19 protein-coding genes are annotated in these 20073 nt (G+C 57.2%); 16 read left to right on the forward strand and 3 right to left on the reverse strand.

Features of this window, described 5'->3' with window-relative positions; all coding sequences use genetic code 11:
• The first annotated feature begins 162 nt into the window (after positions 1–162).
• The 16 genes from AB4Y44_RS24870 (at position 163) to AB4Y44_RS24945 (ending at position 15797) form a co-directional block, all read left to right on the forward strand.
• Entirely contained in the window at positions 163–459 is a 297-nt protein-coding gene (locus AB4Y44_RS24870; RefSeq protein WP_368618968.1) for a hypothetical protein, read from the forward strand.
• Between the two features lie 16 nt (positions 460–475).
• A complete protein-coding gene (locus AB4Y44_RS24875) occupies positions 476–1033 on the forward strand; it encodes a helix-turn-helix domain-containing protein (protein WP_368618967.1) in 558 nt (185 codons plus the stop codon).
• Positions 1034–1158: 125 nt separating this feature from the next.
• Positions 1159–2226 carry a sugar transferase gene (locus AB4Y44_RS24880; RefSeq protein WP_368607010.1) on the forward strand — a complete coding sequence of 356 codons (1068 nt, stop codon included), beginning with the start codon at positions 1159–1161 and terminating at the stop codon, positions 2224–2226.
• A gap of 300 nt (positions 2227–2526) precedes the next feature.
• Positions 2527–3585 (forward strand): polysaccharide biosynthesis/export family protein, encoded by a 1059-nt coding sequence (locus AB4Y44_RS24885; protein ID WP_368701160.1) that lies wholly within the window; start codon positions 2527–2529, stop codon positions 3583–3585.
• Positions 3582–4016 carry a low molecular weight protein-tyrosine-phosphatase gene (locus AB4Y44_RS24890; RefSeq protein ID WP_342922299.1) on the forward strand — a complete coding sequence of 145 codons (435 nt, stop codon included), beginning with the start codon at positions 3582–3584 and terminating at the stop codon, positions 4014–4016. Before AB4Y44_RS24885 ends, AB4Y44_RS24890 begins: the two co-directional genes overlap by 4 nt.
• A 42-nt stretch (positions 4017–4058) precedes the next feature.
• Complete coding sequence (locus AB4Y44_RS24895) at positions 4059–6293, forward strand: polysaccharide biosynthesis tyrosine autokinase (RefSeq protein ID WP_368618966.1); 2235 nt, start codon at positions 4059–4061, stop codon at positions 6291–6293.
• Between the two features lie 76 nt (positions 6294–6369).
• On the forward strand, positions 6370–7602 hold the full coding sequence (locus AB4Y44_RS24900) for an oligosaccharide flippase family protein (RefSeq protein ID WP_368618965.1): 1233 nt from the start codon (positions 6370–6372) through the stop codon (positions 7600–7602).
• A gap of 27 nt (positions 7603–7629) precedes the next feature.
• Positions 7630–8829 carry a capsular biosynthesis protein gene (locus AB4Y44_RS24905; RefSeq protein WP_368618964.1) on the forward strand — a complete coding sequence of 400 codons (1200 nt, stop codon included), beginning with the start codon at positions 7630–7632 and terminating at the stop codon, positions 8827–8829.
• A 1-nt stretch (position 8830) separates the two neighbouring features.
• Positions 8831–9361: a serine acetyltransferase gene (locus tag AB4Y44_RS24910; protein WP_368618963.1), complete on the forward strand. Its 531-nt coding sequence runs from the start codon at positions 8831–8833 to the stop codon at positions 9359–9361.
• Positions 9358–10344 carry a glycosyltransferase gene (locus AB4Y44_RS24915; protein WP_368618962.1) on the forward strand — a complete coding sequence of 329 codons (987 nt, stop codon included), beginning with the start codon at positions 9358–9360 and terminating at the stop codon, positions 10342–10344. The genes AB4Y44_RS24910 and AB4Y44_RS24915 overlap by 4 nt, the downstream gene beginning before the upstream one ends.
• Positions 10341–11477 carry a glycosyltransferase gene (locus tag AB4Y44_RS24920; protein ID WP_342922203.1) on the forward strand — a complete coding sequence of 379 codons (1137 nt, stop codon included), beginning with the start codon at positions 10341–10343 and terminating at the stop codon, positions 11475–11477. The genes AB4Y44_RS24915 and AB4Y44_RS24920 overlap by 4 nt, the downstream gene beginning before the upstream one ends.
• A gap of 19 nt (positions 11478–11496) precedes the next feature.
• Entirely contained in the window at positions 11497–12342 is an 846-nt protein-coding gene (gene kdsA, locus AB4Y44_RS24925) for a 3-deoxy-8-phosphooctulonate synthase (protein ID WP_069268926.1), read from the forward strand.
• A complete protein-coding gene (locus tag AB4Y44_RS24930; RefSeq protein ID WP_368618961.1) occupies positions 12339–12890 on the forward strand; it encodes a KdsC family phosphatase in 552 nt (183 codons plus the stop codon). Before kdsA ends, AB4Y44_RS24930 begins: the two co-directional genes overlap by 4 nt.
• Entirely contained in the window at positions 12874–13668 is a 795-nt protein-coding gene (gene kdsB, locus AB4Y44_RS24935; RefSeq protein ID WP_368618960.1) for a 3-deoxy-manno-octulosonate cytidylyltransferase, read from the forward strand. Before AB4Y44_RS24930 ends, kdsB begins: the two co-directional genes overlap by 17 nt.
• Complete coding sequence (locus tag AB4Y44_RS24940; protein ID WP_368618959.1) at positions 13646–14581, forward strand: SIS domain-containing protein; 936 nt, start codon at positions 13646–13648, stop codon at positions 14579–14581. Before kdsB ends, AB4Y44_RS24940 begins: the two co-directional genes overlap by 23 nt.
• A 79-nt stretch (positions 14582–14660) precedes the next feature.
• Complete coding sequence (locus tag AB4Y44_RS24945) at positions 14661–15797, forward strand: acyltransferase family protein (protein WP_368701161.1); 1137 nt, start codon at positions 14661–14663, stop codon at positions 15795–15797.
• An 857-nt stretch (positions 15798–16654) separates the two neighbouring features.
• Here AB4Y44_RS24945 and AB4Y44_RS24950 read toward each other — a convergent pair.
• From AB4Y44_RS24950 to AB4Y44_RS24960, 3 genes are all read right to left on the reverse strand, one after another.
• On the reverse strand, positions 16655–17785 hold the full coding sequence (locus AB4Y44_RS24950) for a sialidase family protein (protein ID WP_368701162.1): 1131 nt from the start codon (positions 17783–17785) through the stop codon (positions 16655–16657).
• Between the two features lie 117 nt (positions 17786–17902).
• Positions 17903–19102, reverse strand: a complete 1200-nt coding sequence (locus AB4Y44_RS24955) for a hypothetical protein (protein ID WP_368618956.1) — start codon at positions 19100–19102, stop codon at positions 17903–17905.
• Between the two features lie 357 nt (positions 19103–19459).
• The gene (locus AB4Y44_RS24960) at positions 19460–20038 is read right to left on the reverse strand and encodes a phosphatase PAP2 family protein (protein ID WP_368618955.1); all 579 of its coding nucleotides are present in this window, start codon (positions 20036–20038) and stop codon (positions 19460–19462) included.
• Positions 20039–20073: the final 35 nt, after the last annotated feature.

Raw genomic sequence — 20073 nt, forward strand, 5'->3', positions numbered from 1 at the left:
GAAGTCGCGTCTTTGGATGAAAAGATAACGTAGTATCGCGAACCAAATTTCGATGAATAGAATATATGCTGATATCGCAGATCAAGATTTACAGATGCGCATCAGACGGCCAATTCATTGGCGGGTTCAGACAGGGTTATTGCGCCATTCGAGAAAGAAGTTATGATGCGACGCAACGACGATGATTCACCCACGGATAATTTTGATCCGAAAGATGAGCTGTCGGATCGATTAAGATTGACGATCGCAAAGTGCGCACTTGCCGGTCTCAGTGTTCAAGGAATTTCTCACCTCGTCTCGAAGGTGTGCGGATTTATTGTGATCGGACCAGCACCTTCGAGCCGCGTGGTGGCGCGTGTTGTCGATAGCTCGCTTCAAATTGCATTTGGCGGTGCGAATAAGTGCAAGGCACCCAGGAAAGGCTTAACCCGTCTGGGAAGCGCTCCGATGCGTCAGTGATCGACAGGGGATCCATATGAGTACTCGGGTGAGCAGCGTGGCGGCTATCAAAGACTCCGCACTGATGTCTGTATCAGGCGGCGATGGAAGCAATGCGATGCGAGCGACCACAACCGACATCTTTTTGAATTATCGAAATCGTCCAGCGAGAAAGGCACAGCGGGAGGCACGAATTGAAGGACTGATGCGGGTATCCGCTAGAAATCTCGAATTGGCCTGTGGAAATCGAGTGTCAACAGCGGAAGCGGCACAGCGCGCGGCCATGAGTGAGCGGACCTTCCTGAGGCGTTTCAAGCAACCATTAGGGGTGTCTCCACGGGAATTCTTGCGACGTGCTCGTCTTGAGAGGGCGCGCTCGCTGCTCGCACAAACGGACCTGTCAATAGAGAAAATTGCGCGTCAGGCGGGATTTGTCGGGCGAAATTGCATGGCGAACCTGTTTCGCCGTCACCTTGCGACCACTCCGACTGAATATCGCGCTGGGGTGCGCAGCACAACAGGCGGCTTGTTCAACTGCCCAACGCAAGCAGGTGCGGTAGAAACGACCCACGTACAACTTAAGTCTGAAGTGTGACCAGGTGGGGTGCCACACCTGACGCAGCAATCATGTGATGTACCTCCTTCCATGTCGTGTATGAATTGATCTGGTGATCTACGGATCGCTAGCGCTCGCTTGCGTTAGATTAGGATACCGAAATTATGAACTCGATATTCAGAAGAGCCGTAGATGTCGGATTGATCGTTCTCGGATCAGTTGTCCCGCTTTTCAACGGTACGCTGGAAGGACCTGAACACCACGTATTTGATGGCTCGCTTGTTGCGTTCGCCGCGGCGCTGGCGTTATCCGTATTTCCAGCTTGCGGCATCTACGACTCTGGCTCGAGATATTCGCCGCTCAACCTGTTCAGCCGAACGGTTCTCGCGTGGATCGTTGTTCAGGGAGCGACAACGTTGTTGCTGTATGTCTTGCACAAGGCGCAAATCCTGTCGAGTCTGTGGTTTGCATACTGGACGGTTACGAGCGGCATCGGGCTTCTCATTTTCCGCGCGCTTACGCTCGCGATCTATGGAAAGATCGAGCGCGTCGCACGCCGCCGCCCCGCTGTGGCAGATGGTAGGGATCCTGCTCATAAGAGACAGGGCACGGTTGGGGCGGTCGTAAACCGGGTGATAAAGCGTGGTGTGGACATCCTTGGTGCCGCGGCACTGCTGATTCTGCTTTCCCCCGCGCTGCTCGGACTCGCGTGGTTGGTCAGGCGTGACGGGGGAAGTGCAATATTCGGTCATGTGCGGGTTGGCAGAAACGGACGACGCTTTAAGTGCCTGAAGTTCCGCTCGATGATTCCGAACGCGGACCTGGTCCTTAAAGAACTTCTCGCGCGGGACGCCGATGCCCGTGCCGAATGGGACAGAGAATTCAAGCTCAAAAATGACATTCGAATCACGTCAATCGGCCACTTTCTCCGCAAGACCAGTCTCGACGAGTTGCCACAGCTGGTGAATGTCCTGAAGGGCGAGATGAGCCTGGTGGGTCCGCGACCAATCGTCGAAGCCGAACTCACCCGCTATGGGGCCGATGTTGGCTACTACCTGATGTCCAGCCCCGGAATGACCGGACTTTGGCAGGTCAGCGGGCGCAATGACACCGATTATGCGACGCGCGTGGCACTAGACGTTGCCTACGTCAAGAACTGGTCGATATGGCGCGATGTATCGATTCTCGCCAGAACATTCAGCGTCGTACTGCGTGGTTCGGGGGCGTACTGATGTCAACAGCTGACCACCGTTGGTCCGATCCTGGTTCCGTGCCAACCGGCGGAAGCTAGCGGGAGTGGTGCGTTTCTTCGCTCAGAGGCGTCGCGCTTTCGTCGGGGGGCGGGGCAGGTGCATTACAAGTCTGATCTCTGGTCCGCTCGCCGTATTCGCATTATCGGATCGCGAGCATGCCAGAACTTCAACACAACAGATACGAGTGGACGAGTGTACGAAAGACGAATGCGAAGTGTGTCGCAAGGGGCGTGCTATTCCCCTGATAAGCTCCGCCGGGGGCGGAGCGGTTTGACACTAATGGTTTTGTCGGTGGCGGCCGCGCTGTCCGCGTGCTCACTTTCGCCGGGTATGCGCATGGAGCAGCCGGCGACCCTGGGTGTACCCGTTACGAATATCGACATTGCGTTGATCCAGAAGTTGAGGGACGCGCAGGCGACTTCCCCGGACGGCACCTCGGCCGTCTCGGTGGTCCCGCGCCCGTACACAATCGGTCGAGGCGATGTACTACAGATAACGGTTTGGGATCACCCTGAACTCGCGGTCGCGGCCGGCGCGCAACCGCAGGCGACAACGCGCGCGGCCGACGCGCCGCCGGGCTTCGTCGTTGACCAGGACGGGACGTTGCAGTTCCCTTATGCGGGCAGAGTACGCGTTGCCGGTTTGCAGCCGGAGCAGATACAGGTGCTGTTGACGCAGCGGCTCAGCAAGAGCTTCCAGGACCCACAGGTCAGTGTGCGGGTCGCGTCCTACCGTGCGAAGCAAATCTATATCGAAGGCGAAGTACATACGCCCGGCTCACAGCCGCTGAACGATATTCCCATGACGTTCTACGATGCTGTCAGCCGCGCAGGTGGGTTCGAGTCAACCGCTGATCAGAGTCGCGTCGTCCTGGTGCGCAACGGCGTATCGGAGCGCATAAACCTGACGGAAATGGCGGTTCGGGGGCAGAACCCCTCGCGCATCCTTCTTCAGGATGGGGACCTGCTCCGTGTGCTACCGCGCGAAGACAGCGGCGTATATGTCATGGGGGAGGTGAACAAGCCTGTTACGGCTTTGCCTATGCGCGACGGGCGGTTGACGCTCAGCGAGGCAATCCTTCAGGCCGGCAGTATCAATTCAAACACTGCGGATGCGGCACAGGTTTATGTGATTCGTGGTGGAGTAAAAAAGCAACCGGAAATTTTCCATCTGGACGCCGCGTCTCCGGTCGCCATGATTCTCGCCAATCAGTTTGAGCTGCATCCGAAGGACGTTGTGTATGTCGATGGCAATGGCCTGGTGCGCTTTAGCCGCGTGTTGAGCCTCCTGTTGCCAGCCATCAACGCTGGTCTGACCGCCGCGATCGTCACGAAATAATGAACTCAATCCTGGTTGTTTGTGAAGGGAATCTCTGTCGTAGCCCGATGGCTGCCGCAATGCTTGGTTCGCTTCTCAAGGGGCAACAGGTAGCCTCAGCAGGGCTGAACGCACTCGTCGGGATGCCCGCTGCGCAATACGCGTGTGATGTGATGCGCGAACGTGGCCACGATATCACTGGTCATCGTGCGACGCAGATTGCGCGCTCCCTGTGTTCCTCGGCCGACGTAATTCTTGCAATGGATGGAGCGCAAAAACGTCAGATCGAAAGCCAGTTCTCCTTTACACGGGGCAGGGTGTTTCGCCTCGGTGAGTTTTTGGACATTGATGTCGAAGATCCATACCGCCGACCGAAATCGGAATTCGAGCGTTGCGCCGAACTGATTTCAGTCTGCCTGACTGAGTGGACGGCTCGCTTTAGTGCGCTGTGATCCGAGATATCCGGGGGCAACCCCGTCGTACGTTAAAAAGACATGACTAATACTCCTGTGCCAACGCCACAGACCGCAGACGATGGTGATCGAGACCTTGTTGTGGTGCTCGATACCCTGCTTGAGAACCGATGGCTCATCGCGACAATAACCGCGTGCTTCCTGCTGGCCGGTGTCGCGTATGCGCTTCTCGCAAAGCCAGTGTTTGAAGCGAGCATCATGGTCCAGGTCGAGGACAGTCCCGATACTTCCGCGGCGAAGAGTTTGCTCGGTGACATCTCATCGCTCTTCGACGTGAAATCCTCAGCTGCGGCAGAAACCCAGATCGTCGCTTCGCGCCTTGTAGTTTCGCGAACGGTCGATGCCTTGAAGCTCTATATCGATGCCCAACCGAAGCGCTTCCCTGTGATCGGAAGCTTTATCTCACGACACTATGACGGTCTTTCGCAGCCTGGCATCGCTGGCATTGGAGGCTTTGCCTGGGGAGGAGAGCGCATCGCAGTATCGCAGTTCGACGTCCCCCGGAAATACGAGCAGGACAGGTTCAAGTTGATCGTCCTCGACGCAAACCGGTACTCCCTGAGCGGAAGTGACCTCGACCAGGACTTCATCGGCCAGATCGGCCGCAAGGAAGTCATCACGACGCCGCGCGGCCCCATCGTGCTTCACGTCAATTTCATTGATGCGAACGCCGGCGCGGTATTCGTGCTGGTCCGAAATTCGAGGGAACGGACCATTGACGATATCCAGGACCGGCTGGATGTGCAGGAGAAGGTCAAGCAGTCGGATGTCGTCGTCGCGACGATCCAGGATACCGATCCGTTGTGGGTGAGTTCCACGATGAACGAGATCGGCCACCAGTACATCCGCCAGAATATCGAGCGGAAGTCTGCCGAGGCCGCGCAGTCACTTGACTTCCTGACGGGTCAACTTCCTGCCTTGAAGCAGCAGCTTGCTGATTCTGAGGCGAGGCTGACCAAATTCCGGAATGAGCGCGGTACGGTTGACCTTACCGAGGAAGCCAAAGTCGCGCTCGCGCAGTCTTCGGATGCGAAGACTCGTTTGCTGGAGCTCGAGCAAAAGCGCGCTGAACTTTTGACGCACTATACCGCGACCCATCCGAGCGTGATTGCCATCAACAGGGAGATCGCAGCGCTCGACGGATATGCGAGCTCGACTGAGCAGGAGATGCGTCGACTTCCCGATCTTCAGCAGGATTTTGTCCGGCTCATGCTCGACGTAAAGGTCAATACGGACCTTTACACGGCATTGCTGAACAATGTCCAGCAACTGCAACTTGTGCAGGCAGGCAAGGTCGGCAATGTCCGCCTCGTTGACGTCGCTGCAATTCCGGAGCTCCCTGTCAAGCCGAAGACGCCCCTCGTCGTAATCGCATCGCTCCTGTTGGGACTGCTCGTGGGGTGCGGAACGGCGATCGCACGTTCGATGTTGTTTCACGGAATCACCGACCATAACGAGATAGAGCGCCGTCTCGGCCTCAGTGTGTACGCGACGTTGCCGTATAGCGAGCACCAGAACGATCCTGGCGACGGAAAGAGAATGCAGAGGCGGGGCAAGGCGACACTGTTGTCAGTTGACTTTCCTGGTGAACCCGCTGTCGAGTGCGTGCGCAGCCTGAGAACCGCAGTGCAGTTTGCAATGCTCGAGGCGAAGAACAATATCGTGCTGATTGCAGGCCCAACGCCAGGTGTAGGGAAGACCTTTATTTCGACAAATCTCGCGGCGGTCATTGCGAGCGGTGGCAAGCGCGTCCTGCTTATTGACGGCGACATTCGACGCGGTCGCGTGCACGATTACTTCGGCGTTGCGCGTGCCGGTGGGTTGACCGATCTGATCGCCGGTCAAGCGGGGCTCGACGATGTTGTCCACCGTAATGTCGTAGACGGGCTTGATTTCATTACAACCGGGACGATTCCGAAGAACCCGGCGGAACTGCTACTTAAGCGCCGGTTGTCGACTGTGCTCGACGATCTGTCGAAGCAGTATGACATCGTGATCATGGATACTGCACCGATTCTGGCGGCGCCTGAAGCGGGTATTCTCGGCGGTTTCGCTGGTATCACCTTTGTTGTGGCACGCGCGGGGCTGACGCGTCTCGGGGAGATCGCGGAGTCGACCAAGCGCTTCTCGCAGAACGGCGTCAAGGTCAGTGGCGTGATATTCAACGGCGTCAACCCCCGTCTCGGCCAGTATGGCTACAAGTATGGCGGCTATCGTTATGTGGCGTACCAGTACGGTACGGCTGCGGAAGAGTGACGCGTGCACGCCTCAACGCGCATCGAGTCCGGCCTGTCGGGTCGACTTTGCCGGTTCTCACCCCGGAGGTAATTTAATGGTCAACCCGAGGGACTCGCTCATATCGCTCCTAGGTGTCGTGTCCGGGCAAGCGGCATTGTTCGCATGCATCTTCCTGATTGGCCGCTGGGACGGCCCTGGCGCTCTGGGGGAGTTCAACTACCAGCTTGCACTTGCGACGTTCGGCGGGGCGCTGCTAGGGCTAAGGTACGAGCTCGCGTGCGTCAGCGACAGTCCGCGCGAGTCCTTTGGCGCACTTGTCAACGTAATGGGTCTTGCGCTTGTATTGGCAACGCTGCTCGCAGGGGTCGTCGCTGTCGCTGGGCGCGCAGAATACTATGCGCTCGTGGGCTACGCATTCGCCGCGTTCGCGCAGATCGCCGCTGGCGCATTCCTGAACAGCATGCGGTGGTACGGCTGGATCACAGTCTCGAGGGTGGTCACAAATTGCGGCTTTCTCGCGTACCTGCTACTCGGTCAAGTCTGTACGGCTTGTGCAAAGGTTGGTCTCTTTGACGCGTACATGGTTTCGACGGCCAGCGTCGCGATTGTGATGGTAGCGGGGATCGCAGTGATCGGCAGCCGAAGCGGATACGCTTTCAAGCTGTCGCCCGGATTCTTTGCGGACAACAGGCGATTTGCTGCGTACATCCTGCCGTCGACGATCTGTGCGTCCGTGTTGACTTACGCGTTGGCAATTGTGATACCGCATTGGTATGGCGCGCACGTTGCTGGGTATTTCGCCCTCGCGTACCGGCTGGGATTCTTCCCCGTCTCGCTGATTGGCCAGAGTATCGGAGGGGTCTTTAGGCGTGATGCTATCGGTGCGATCGCTCGCGAAGATGCACGAAGTGCGTTGCTTAACGTCTACCGCATCTACGCGCGCTCGCTGGTTGGAATAGCAGCCCTCTACGCAATTGGCGGCCTTGTGCTATTCGACCCGGTCGTGACATGGGTCTTTGGATCGAAGTGGTACGGTGCCGTTCGATTTTTCAATAGCCTCGTACCGCTATTCGCGCTGCAACTCGTCTACGTCCCGCTTTCCCAGATCTTCCTCGCGACCCGTGCGCAGCGGACCGACTTCATGTTTCAGCTCCTGTCTGGCATCTCCCTGTTGACTGCTCTATGTATTGCGAGATGGTTCGACCTGTCAGCAGAAGCAAGCGTATTCACATTTTCGCTTGCAGGTGCAGCACTAATGGCAGGCGGAATAGGAATTACGTATCGCGTGCTCAACGCGAATCTGGTGCGGTTGAGCCCCGCTGCCTAATCGAGAAAGGGAAACGGAGATTTACCGATGATTCTGATAGTCGTTGACTCTCTCGAGAGATACTACTTCGCCGCGAGGCTCGTGCATGCCGTTAGAGGTGAGTATGACTTCCTGTTCCTGACGAGTGAGCCAGTTGCGCATCTTCGCCTGAAGTGTGCGGGGTACCGTTCATACTACCTACGCAAGGTCAGAAACCCCACACTGGAAGTGGACGAATCCTGCACAGAATATCCTTACGATCGCTCGATTGAGGTGCTAAACGGGCAGGTGAGCCGGGAACGCGCACGCGTAGAATCCTGCGCGGTGGTGCGTCGTGTGTCGTCGCTCCTGACACGGTTTAGCGTGACCCAGTGTTTTATGTGGAACGGTCAGCAACTGGTCTGCAGGGCTGTTTCTCACGCGTGCCTGGTACATGGGGTTCCACAGAGGTTCCTTGAGATATCCAATCTCCCCGGCAAGCTCTTCGTGGATTCGTCGGGTGTCAATGCACTTTCCATCATCTGTCGGGATCCGGCTGTGATTGATCGGCTCTCGTTGCCGGACGAGGAGACGCACCGGCGTTGGCTGATGCATTACGAAAGCGCCAAGTCTAGGCCGTTGCCCCAGGCTCGAACTTCGCTGAAGCGAAAGGTCGTCTCGGGAGTGAATTACGTTCTGAAGTTCGCGAGCTCGGGTGTTGGGCGTAAGCGTCTTGCAACCGTACGTGCACGAAATGGCGGTCGGAGACCAGTTGACATCAAGAACTACGTCGCCTCCGAGCTGTCGACGCAGCGCTACGTGTTTCTGCCTCTTCAGGTATCGGGCGATACACAGATCAAGCTGCACTCAGAGATCGATAACCTGGGGGCGATCCGGCATGCGTTGGAGTTCGCCGTTACGCAGGATGCTGCATTGCTGGTAAAACTTCATCCGGCCGAAAATGACGAGTCTGCGATCAGTGCAATAGAGGCTATGCGGGATAGGTGTCAGTTTACTCTGGTGTCGTCGCCGACGACTGATCTTATCAAGCATGCGCAGGCAGTCGTCACGATCAACTCGACGGTAGGACTCGAGGGATTGCTGTACGGAAAGCGCGTGATTTCACTGGGGCAATGCTTCTACAAGAACTTCGACCGGACGCGGCTGCTGAAATACATACATTCGTTCCTGATCGACGGAGTTGACTACTTCTCTTCGGGCGGGATTTCTCCGGAGGCCGCCCGCAAGGTATTTTCTATTGAGCATTGAAATGACAGTTACGCTCAGAAAAACACTTGATGCAGTCGTATTGGACTACAAAAGGAATCCGTATTTCAAGACGCGATTTGTGATGATCTTCTTCCGGATTGTCAATTATCTCGCCTGCAGAAGTATCGTGACGCTCATATGCGGGGCTCCCCTCATCGTTCTGTACATCTTCATTTGCGATTGGCTAATGGGAATCGAGATACCAGTTAAAACGAGGATTGGAAAAGGGCTCGCCTTGTTTCACGGAACTGGAATGGTGATCAACGGATACGTCGTCATCGGTGAATACTGCACGCTGCGCCACGGCGTCACACTCGGAAACACTATCCAGCGCGATGGCTCGATTAGCGGCGTGCCGAAGATTGGCGACCACGTGGAGTTCGGCGCCCACTGTGTCGTGGTTGGAGATGTGTTGGTTGGGGATCATGCGCGCATAGGTGCAGGGGCAGTGGTGCTTACTGACGTGCCGGCGCGCGCTGTCGCCGTTGGCGTGCCGGCGCGGATACTCAATACGGGGGATTGCATCCAGTGAGCGTATTTATCCTTCATCCAGGTAAAGCGAACTATCCCGAGATCGAGGCATATAGCGATTGCCTGACGCAACGAGGCATCCCAGTCGAGCACGGGGATCTGGGCGCGCTCAATCGCGTAGCGGAGGATCGTCGAGCAGTCCTTTGGTGCATCATGGGGCTCTATCGTGCGCTGCCGCCCGCTAAATTTGTGGTTCACGACTATCGGTCTCTTTCTGTCGGCCGGATGGCGTTCGTCAAAGACTGGATCAAACGCGCACTGAACGCCAGGCCGAATCTCCGCATTTTTCAGAATGTGCGGATGCGGGATGCTATGGGCTTCAGCGACGGTGTTCCATCCTTGCTGCTCCCTATGGGTGTTCCGGACTGGATCTTTGATGTCACCGACGACGATGCGACATCAATGCCGGCTGGAAAGTTTTGCTACATAGGCGAAATGAGCCGCGAACGCGGATTTCATAAGGTGCTGGGGGCATTCCGCGACGCTCGTCGCGATCCATCTGAAGCATTGATTCTGGTCGGGCGACCGGAGCCATCGATTCTTGATGAGTTTCGGGCCGTCCCGGGGATCGTGTTCACGGGTCGCGTGCCGCAGCAGGATGCACTGCGTATCGTCCGACGCTCCGACCACGCGATCTGCTATTTCCCCTATCACCGGCCGCATTGTTTCCAGACGCCGACGAAGCTTCTCGAGTACGCCGCGCTCGGAAAATCAATCATCTGCAACGACGCTCCGTCGAATGTGCTCGCTGCGCGCGAACTCGATATTCGGTGCCATGTAACCGGACCGCGGATATTCGATGAACTGTTTTCACGCGCTCCGATAGCTCTGCAGCGGAACGACCCGAGAAAAATCGTATCGCTCGAATGGAGTCGGGTTATTGAGCGCTCTGGGGTGCTTGAACGCATCGGCGCGGCTACAGGACAAGCGCCCCTGATGACGCATCAACGGGAGAGGGTCAACGAGGGAGGGCAAACGCGATGAGGATCGTACATATTCTGGAGTCGACTGCAACCGGCACATTGTCGATGGTTTGTTTGATCGCGAACGGGCTTGCGCGCGAGGGCCACAAGGTCGATGTGATTTATTCAATCCGTCCCGATACCCCCGCAGCGTTACCTGGCTTGTTCGCCAGGAATGTCAGATTGCACCATGTGCAGATGAAGGATGTCTCGCTTATGCGCTCTGTCCCGGCGCTGCGCTCGAAGTTGATCGGCCTGAATCCGGACATCGTGCATCTGCATTCGTCCTTTGCCGGATTTCTTGGGCGTATCTCCACACTCCTCGCACTGCGTCGGACGGCGTTCTTCTATAGTCCTCACTGCATCTCGTTCATGCGGCGCGACATCTCAACTCCGAAGCGGTTGCTATTTGTGGGTCTCGAGCGCGTCGCCGCACTGCGACGTTGCGTATACGTCGCTTGTTCGGAGAGCGAGCAGCAAGTTGTGCGTCGTTGGTTGCGGCAGCCCGTGAGGCTTGTCGAGAATGCGGTAAAGGCGCATGCGGCGAAACCAGGTGAGAACGAAGAGCAGAAAGATAGCGTTGGTTTTTGTGTCGTGACGGTCGGCGGCGTGCGGCCCCAGAAGAATCCGGGCCTGTTCGCGGAGATTGCCCGGCGGCTTGACCGTCCTCACGCCCGCTTCGTGTGGATTGGAGACGGGGACGACGCCCTGAAGCAGGAGCTACGTGCTGCCGGGGTGATCATAACGGGGTGGCTCTCCCGCCGTGACGTACGGTCGTGGCTTGAACGTGCCGATGCGTATCTGTCGACCTCGTCATGGGAAGGCATGCCGGTTTCAGTCGTCGAGGCAATGATGGCGGGAAGCGCCGCGATTGTGTCTGATTGCGCAGGGAATGTCGATGTCGTTAGGCATCTCGAAACGGGCGCCATTTTCTCGAGCGCCGCGGAAGGAGCGGAATTGCTTGGACGGGTTATTGATGATCCGGAGTTCCGTGCGGGCCTCGCGTCGCGCGCGCGCATCGAGGCAAAAGACCGGTTCACGGAGAAGCGATTCTTTCAACAGCTCGCGCCCGTATATGAGGACGAGTTGAAGCGCCGGCAGCGATCAAGGCACCACAACGTCGACCGCACAATTTTGCGGCAGCACACATCGTAATTCCTCGGGGGAAATGTAAATGAGCGTATCGATCAGCGCCAACGTTGAAGTCGGAAATCAGTTGCCGTTTGTGTTATTTGGCGGCCTGAATGTTCTGGAGAGTCTTGAGTTCACACTTGAAGCTTGCGAAGTTTTCGTCGATGTCACCAGGAAGCTTGGAGTTCCCCTCGTCTTCAAGGCTTCTTTCGACAAGGCAAACCGTTCGTCAATCCACTCATACCGCGGCGTCGGAATGGAAGAAGGACTTTCCATTCTGGCGATCGTCAAAGACCGCTTCGGGGTGCCCGTCATAACCGACGTACACGAAGTGGCGCAGGCTGAAGCGGTTGCTGACGTCGTTGATGTGCTTCAGGTACCGGCGTTTCTCGCTCGTCAGACCGATCTCGTGGTCTCGATCGCAAAAACTGGGCGCGTCATCAACGTCAAGAAGCCGCAGTTCATGAGCCCCGCTCAGGTCAAGCACGTGGTGGCGAAGTGCCGCGAGGCTGGTAACGACAAAGTCATCCTGTGTGAACGTGGCGTGGCGTTTGGCTACGACAATCTGGTCGTGGACATGCTGGGCTTTCGCCAGATGCGGGAGGCGTCGGGAGACTGCCCGGTAATATTTGACGTTACCCATAGCCTCCAATGCCGCGATCCGCACGGCGAGGCGTCTGGCGGGCGGCGCAGCCAGGTGCTCGACCTGGCGCGCGCCGGCATCGCACTTGGCATTGCCGGCCTGTTCCTCGAAGCCCATCCTGATCCCGATCGTGCGCGCTGTGACGGGCCGAGCGCGTTGCCATTGAACCTGCTCGAGCCGTTTCTTGCACAGGTGAAGGCCATCGATGATCTTGTAAAGCGGTTTGAGCCGCTCGACATCCGATGAGTGCCGTTGTCTACTCCGGTGGAATATCAGTCGTCGTGTTCGACGTCGATGGTGTCCTGACTGACGGTCGTCTCCATGTAAGCGCTGACGGCGAACGCGTAAAGAGCTTTCACGCACACGACGGGGTCGCGATCGCGTTGTTGCGTGCGCATGGGATCCGTTCCGCGATCCTGTCTGGTAAGCACAGCGAGGCGCTCACCTGGCGCGTGACGCAACTGCGTGTGGACGCTGTGGTCACCGGGTGTCACGACAAGCGTACAGGATTCGAATCGATCAAGCAGCAACTCCGCGTCGACGACATGCAGACTGCGTATGTCGGAGACGATGTGAACGATCTCTGCGTGATCGAGCGCGTGGGTGTGTCGTATGCGCCTGCAGACGCGCATGCACTGGTTCGCTCGCGTGTCAGCCACGTGACGTCACGTGCGGGCGGTGAAGGAGTCGCTCGCGAGGTGGCCGATCATATTCTTACGTGTGGAGGGCTGTCGCTGGAGGACGCGTATCGGCCGCTCTTTCAACTCTGGAGTCGTCATGATGTCACCCAGTGAACGCCGAGCCCTGCGGATCGTGATCCCCTCGCGCTTCGGGTCTACGCGTTTGCCGGGAAAACCTCTCATCGATCTGGCCGGTGAGCCGATGATCGTGCGTGTGTACTCGCGGGTTCGCCGTGCTCTTCCGGAAACGGAGGTTGTGGTAGCGATCGATGATGAGCGTATCGCTGACGTGTTGAGGAGACGACAGATAGCGTTTGCGATGACTGACTCCGGACATCAGTCTGGTACCGACCGCGTAGCGGAAGTCGCCAGGGCCTCCGGATGGCGACCGGACGACATCGTCATCAATGTGCAGGGTGATGAGCCGCTGGTGCCAGTCGCTCTGCTGCAGGAGTTTGCTGTGTTCTGTGAAAGCGTTCCCCGCTTTGAGATGGCGACGGTCGCTTGCCCTGTCAAGGACGCTATCCAGATTGATGACCCAAATATCGTGAAGCTGGTCGTCGACAGGGAGGGGCGCGCTCTGTACTTTTCCCGGGCACCGATTCCGCTTTGCCGGGACGGTCGGCCCGCGGCGGTGGAGGGCGTCTTCCGCCGTCACGTCGGAATATACGGATATCAGAACGCTGCGCTGCAACGGCTGGCGACTAATGAGCCGTGTGAACTCGAATCGCTCGAAAAGCTTGAGCAGCTACGTGCATTGTGGCTTGGACTGCAGATTCACGTCATGCATTGGCCTGAGACGCCGCCTCACGGCGTAGATACGCCCGAAGACGTTGAGCGCATTCTTACTATGTTGAAACGGCAAGGTCATGAATCAATTGAACTATATTGAGTCCGCCCGTGAAGTGCTGGGCATCGAGGCGCGTGCGCTTTCAGCACTGGCAGGTCGACTTGACGAAGGCTTCTCGCGCGCGGTCGAGACCATCCTGGCATCCAGTGGGCGCGTCGTGGTTTGTGGGATGGGCAAATCGGGGATCATTGGTCGGAAGATAGCGGCGACATTCGCCAGCACCGGCACGCCGAGCTTCTACATGCACCCAGGAGAGGCCTATCACGGCGATCTGGGAATGGTCGTGCCGGCAGATACGTTTTTTGCGATCTCGAACTCGGGCGAAACTGACGAGGTGATCAAGCTGATTCCATTCTTGCGAAACAATGGAAACCGGCTGATTGCACTGACCGGTAATCGAGCGTCAACGCTTGCGAGCGCGGCACACATTCACCTTGACATCGGCGTAGATGCAGAGGCCTGTCCCTTCCAGCTCGCCCCCACGGCATCGACAACTGCAACGCTCGCCATGGGCGACGCGTTGGCGATCACGCTGATGAGAGTCCGGGGGTTTCAACCGGAAAACTTTGCGCGCTTTCATCCGGGTGGATCGCTCGGTCGGCGGTTGCTCCGCACAGTAAGTGACGAGATGGCCCATAGGGATCTGCCTTTCGTCAGCCACGACACGCCTGCGATCGACGTACTGCAAGCTATGACACGTGGACGTCTTGGGCTCGCGATTGTGCGGCTCGATATCGGCTGGGGCGTCGTGACCGACGGAGACGTGCGTCGTGCCATCGAGCGGCACGGCAACGAGGTTTTACGAACCACTGCGGCGAACATGATGTCTGTTGAGCCAGCAATGGTCTCTCCAGAGACGCGGATTGAGGATGCGCTGCTGGTGATGGAGCAGAAGAAGATCAACGCGCTGCTTGTGTTCGATGGAGCCGATGTCGTCGGGGTGTTCAAGAAGTGAGAGAGAGGCGCGAGCGCGCGGCGTTGCCCTTTTCAGACGGGAACGCCACGCGAGACATGATTCGTTTGTCGGAGGATGTATGAGCGGTTTGTCATTGAGTGGCTTCTCCCGGCTATCGGAAGAGAATTCCGGATTTATCCACTCGTGCCGTGGTCTGGCAGCACTCATGGTGGTGGCAACGCATATCGAGCAGGTGTTTGTCGCACCGTACTGGTCCGGGATTCACGCGTATTCGCTCATCCTCGGCCAGGGCTCTGTCATGTTGTTCTTTGTATTGAGCGGATTCCTGATCTGCAAATCAATAACATCCAGGATATCTGAGGGCGATTATCGCGTTCTCGACTATGCCGCTGCCCGTGCCTGGCGCATCGTTCCGCCTCTGGTGCTTTCGCTTCTCCTGATACTGGCCCTTAGCCTTCTGAGTCCGGCGGTATTCAGTTCCGGGTCAAGCCATTTCTCGCCGGAAAGATACCTCGTTGCCGATGGCTTTCAGCTCGTCCCAGAAGAACTATTGGGAGCAGCCTTGTTTCTGAACGGTTTTGTCACCCATACGCCACGTGTGAACGGGCCGCTATGGAGCTTGTCGTTTGAGGTGTGGCTGTATGCGATCGCAGGTGCAGCGGTGGCCTTCAGACAGGCGCCCAGATATTGGCCGGTATTGCTTGCGTTCATTGCCCTGCTTGGCTTTCGGGACATGAAGTTCGTTGCGTATGGTGCGGTTTGGGCTGCCGGATTCCTGCTTTGCGTGCACCACAATTCCGGCACCAGATCGCGAAAACTACGATGGCTCGTTTGTGCCGGCGTAGTCCTGTTCGGTGGGGCATCGATCGAGTTCGCAGGCTGCTTTGTTCACAGCTTTAACGCAGCTGGAGGGCAGGCGGGAGCAAACTGGCACTACATCGTAGCTTTCAACTTCTTCATAGGCTTACTATTTACTTGCGTGATAGCGTTGGTCCTGGATCGGCGATCGCCATCCAACGCGCTCCTTTCGAAGAGTGCAGAATATTCTTACACGCTTTATATCATTCATTTTCCAATCCTGCTTTTTGTGTTTGGCGTGACCCAAGCGGTGCTTAGAGGGTCACCGACAAGCCGGATTCTGATTGGGATCGGGACGTTCGCGTTGGGGGTCTGCATCGCACGCGTTGCGTCGACTCTGGTTGAGAACAAGGCGAGATTGAAGCAGCTTCTGTCTCGTGGATTCGCGCTGAGGTGAAGGCTGCAGGACGGCAGCCAGTTTGCACTGCACTGGATGAGAGATCTGACGAGGCAATCTGCGATCAGGCAAATCGGTCGGATCATCAGCAGGGAAGTAAGCAACCGATTGTCAGGAGGCGACTGAGGTGGGCGCGAACCTCAGCCCCCTGTCCCGTAGCGGTTTCCGAAGTTCGGGTCATCGTTTTCGACGGTCAGCGACCTCGAGGCAGATCCATCGATTGGCAGCGACCCACTAAGGGTGCCTCAGCAGGCGACTGGCGGCTTTCCGTTCCGATGGGGCGGGTGCGGTGCGTCATATCGACGATGTTCCAGAGACGCAGCAGTTCACATTCTTCGTGAGCGGGGCACGTGGTGGCGGTCCCTAAGTAATGGGGCAGGCGACCAGGCTTGAGGGAAGGCGTTCTTTGATGTGAATTCCGGAGCGCCCTTCGGTAGGGATACCGTGCAGGTTAGATGGCATGCGCGGCAGCGGCGGTACGGCGTTAGCCAGGCTCGCGCCGAAATGTGAGTCATCGGCACGCACGAGGTCTATGTGGTTCATGTCGCACATGCCTCTGCGACGCAGTCAGTGGTATCACCTGATGAAGACTGGTGCTTTCCCCCCCGCATGGAAGAAGACGGTGCGCCCTGCGATCGCCGGCAGGACGTCCGCAGCAGGCCGCCTTCTGTGAGACTCCGGAGCGAACCGCGGCGCAAGACCATCTGATATCGAGGTGTGGTCCAGTCAGCGACGACCGGAAGCGCCGGCCGTGGGCTTCAAAATCATAGGTGATAGTGTTGATATGGGACCGCAAGGTGCGGCGATCAAGTGCGACGACTGGCGTCGTCCGCGTTTATAGCGACAAAGATTTGCCGTTAATGTGCGTCCCGGCGAAAATCGGGGAACCTCGCAAACGTGATGTAGTTGGAATTATGTTGACTTTGCGCACCGCCTTCGGGATCGTCGAAGGACGTGCGTATCACCGCAATGATATCGTCACCGCTAAATTCCCAATCCACGTATTGAAAGCCGTGTCGCTTCACGTCAGGATGCCGCATGACGACAGAGGAAACAGACCAGTTGTGCAGGTCGGGGGACGAAATCAATGCAAGGGTATTGCGAACGCGTTCGAGGCTTTCATGTCCGTCGTTCGCAAGTACAGCGTTTGTCAAAGACCAGTACCGTTGTGAGGTTGGGTCAAACCGAACGGTGAACTTCTTGCCTCCACCAGGCATGTCGACGAAGTCGCGCGTCGGATCGAAACTCAGCGTCGTCTCATCGGACCCGCCGTGGACGATCGCTGCTTTCTCAACCCCGTTCCGGGTATTGACGCGAAGCAGGATTCCTGGCGGTCCGTTCTTGAAAAGAACTACGCTGCCTTCCTCCCAGGAAATGAACTTTCCACGCAGCCATGCAGGGTTCGAGGCTTGATGTTTTGATACGGTCCAGTTCTGCGCATCCAGGAGGTTCGAGTGTTGCGGGGCGGACATGACGAGTGAGCGCAAATCTCCGCCTTCGACCACGTCGTAGGCGCGCCAGACGCGACCCTGGCTCACCACGACAGGAACTGCACCCGTGATGTAACGCCCCGGCAGATTGAATCGTCCCGTAGACGCGTCGGTTGCATCAGTCCACGTAGCGCCGCCGTCAACGGATCTGCGAATGGTGGGTGTGCCCATTGCCCGATCAGTTCCCATCAAATATAACGCGTTGTCCAGGACGAACAGCGATGACCAGTACTGGCCGGAGACCGTGCTCTGTCTAGTCCAGCTCTGACCTTTGTCACGCGACGCCATGACGGTCACGTAGTCTTCCGACGAACCGGGCCCAAACGTGTCGTAGGAAGCGACATAGGTGCCATCGGGTAGCACCGCCAATGCCGGGGATCCAAGGAATACGTGCGTGGATGCAGCACTATGGGCGATTACGCGACCTGGGGGACCGACATTCGTTCGCCCTTTTGCGGAGGCGGCCACCCCGCAGGCGCAAAGGACGCTGACAAGCATGAGCGAAAGCCTGCAACTGAGGCGGGCAAGGTGCCTGCCGGCCTGGCGACTCCGATCTGGCAGGCTCGATTTACGCGTGCACATAGCTCGAGTGGGCGTCATTGGCATGATTGACATTTAGATACGGGAATTCGCCGCGATGGCACGAGTGCCAGGACGCTGGGTCGAGAGGCGGCGGTTGGGGGGCGAAGGTGCGGTGTTTTGCTCGGCGAGGACGACGAAGAGCAGCAGCGTCATCCAAAGCATCCCATAGAGCACGTGATACTTGAAGAGCATGATTGGCAACAGGTAAGCGAGATATCGCCACTTGTTGCGATTGCGGAACATCACCCCAATCGTACCAAAGAACACAGCGGACCCGACAACGCCTACACTGAATAGAACGTAGACGTAGAAGGAACTGTCTCGTGCCTGATATCCACGCATGTGTGTTTTGCCGACGTTATTCCGGTCGTCCCAGAATAGACCGCTTCCGAAGGCACCCGCAGTGAGATCACGATCCTGGAGTTCGGTCAGAATTAGTGTCCGGCTGCCCACGGCGTCATAGTCGACCGACTGGTTTACACGTTGGTCGTAGACGTTGTACATCGCGGGCGCGCACAATAACGCGGCCAGAATGACGAACAGCTTGAGACGCAGGTTCCCGCGTTCGAACATCACATGGACGAATCCAAGCACTGCACAAACTACCATCGACGCTACCGAGAAACTGATCAGCGCGGTGCCGAATGCAATGACCGAGGCGAGCGTAATCCGACGTTTCACCAGAAGTAAGAGAACGCCGCACGGAATCACCGTCATTGCGTAGAAGGACGGTTCAGAGTAGAGGCCAAGCGCGCGGATGGAGATCAGGCTGTCACTCAGTGCTTTCGTTGCATAGAGGGCGTCGGCGTCGGACTCGCGAATATAGCTATCAAAGTCAACGAATACACCAGTGGCCAGATAGTACAGGAGCTGGAAAAGAAAAAATGCACCATGAATATAGATCAACGCCGTGCATGCTGACTCGATCGACTTGAGCGAAAGGACGCCGCTGCTGAACATCCAGTAGAGCAGCACGATGTAAGTCTGGATCAGTACAAATTTGATGAAAAAGTTGAGATAAAAATCACCGAATGCAGAAAAAATAAACGAGATGGTGATACACCCAAGCCAGTATGTCAGCATCCCGTGGGCATTGGCTCCTTTCTCAAGAAGGGAGGGGGTCCGCAGGAATAACAGGGCGCACGCGAAGAAATACGCTGCAAAGGTTGCTCGAACGCTGAATGCGTTCAGGGAGAAAAAGAATACACTTGCGGTGAACAGAAAGGTCGACATAAGGGAATTTCGGATCGGAAGCTGTACCTTGCATAGCAGTTGACGTTCAGGCACGCCACGCAGGTCGCCAATCCGTCCGGCGCCGACGTTTTAATCGCAGTCCATGGATCGGTGTCCTGGTGGTTTCAGGAGATTTATTCCGTGGGCGCCCGCAGAGGATAAATGGACGCTGGCGCGTCGCGCTGCCCTCGTCCGATCCAGTCAAGCTTATGTCGGCTAACGACTGGCAGTCGGCAAGCTGCCGAGGGGATTTGTAGCTTTTTTGAAGTGATGGGAGACGCCACGCATCCGGTCCAGTATTCACCCTTCCCCATCGAAGGAAGGTTCATCGCGCGGGTACGAGTTACACTCGACCGACTAGGCCCAGTGTTCGCAAAGCCACGGTGAATACATATCGATCGCCCCCTGAATTGGTGCATGATGTCCGTACGCGACTGCCGAGACGGCAAACAGCGAGGCAGCAGCAATCGGACGCAGGCGTCGCGGAACGACAGGAGCGCCGCTCCATCGAATCAGAAGTATCGTCACGAGCATGCCAAGCGTCCATCCGGAGACCACTTCTGAAACTGTATGAGCCTCGTCGAAAACGCGCGAGATACCGATAGCCGTCGCGAACCCGATGCCTGGCCAGATGGCAGCGCCAGGTTTGATGCGCGAGCCGTCGTTCAGGACGATCAGCCATGACATCGGCCAAATTGCAGAAGCGAGCATTGTGTGTCCGCTGATCATGCGAAAATCCAGCGAGCGAATCTGTATTCCGCATCCTGCGTACAAGATCTTTGTCACGCCAACGAGCAGCATTGCTGCCGAAAGAAGCGCGGCCCATGATATGGCAACGCGCGCGCCGGTCGGCGAACGCGTTAGCCACACGAAGCAGACAATGGCAAGCGGGATCGTCAACGCTGCGTCGCCCAGATTACTGATAGCGGACCACATGCTGTATTCCGAAAGAAGAAAGGTGCCCACTATAT

The organism is Paraburkholderia sp. BR10937, from assembly GCF_040965695.1.
In the GTDB taxonomy this organism is placed as follows: Bacteria; Pseudomonadota; Gammaproteobacteria; order Burkholderiales; family Burkholderiaceae; genus Paraburkholderia.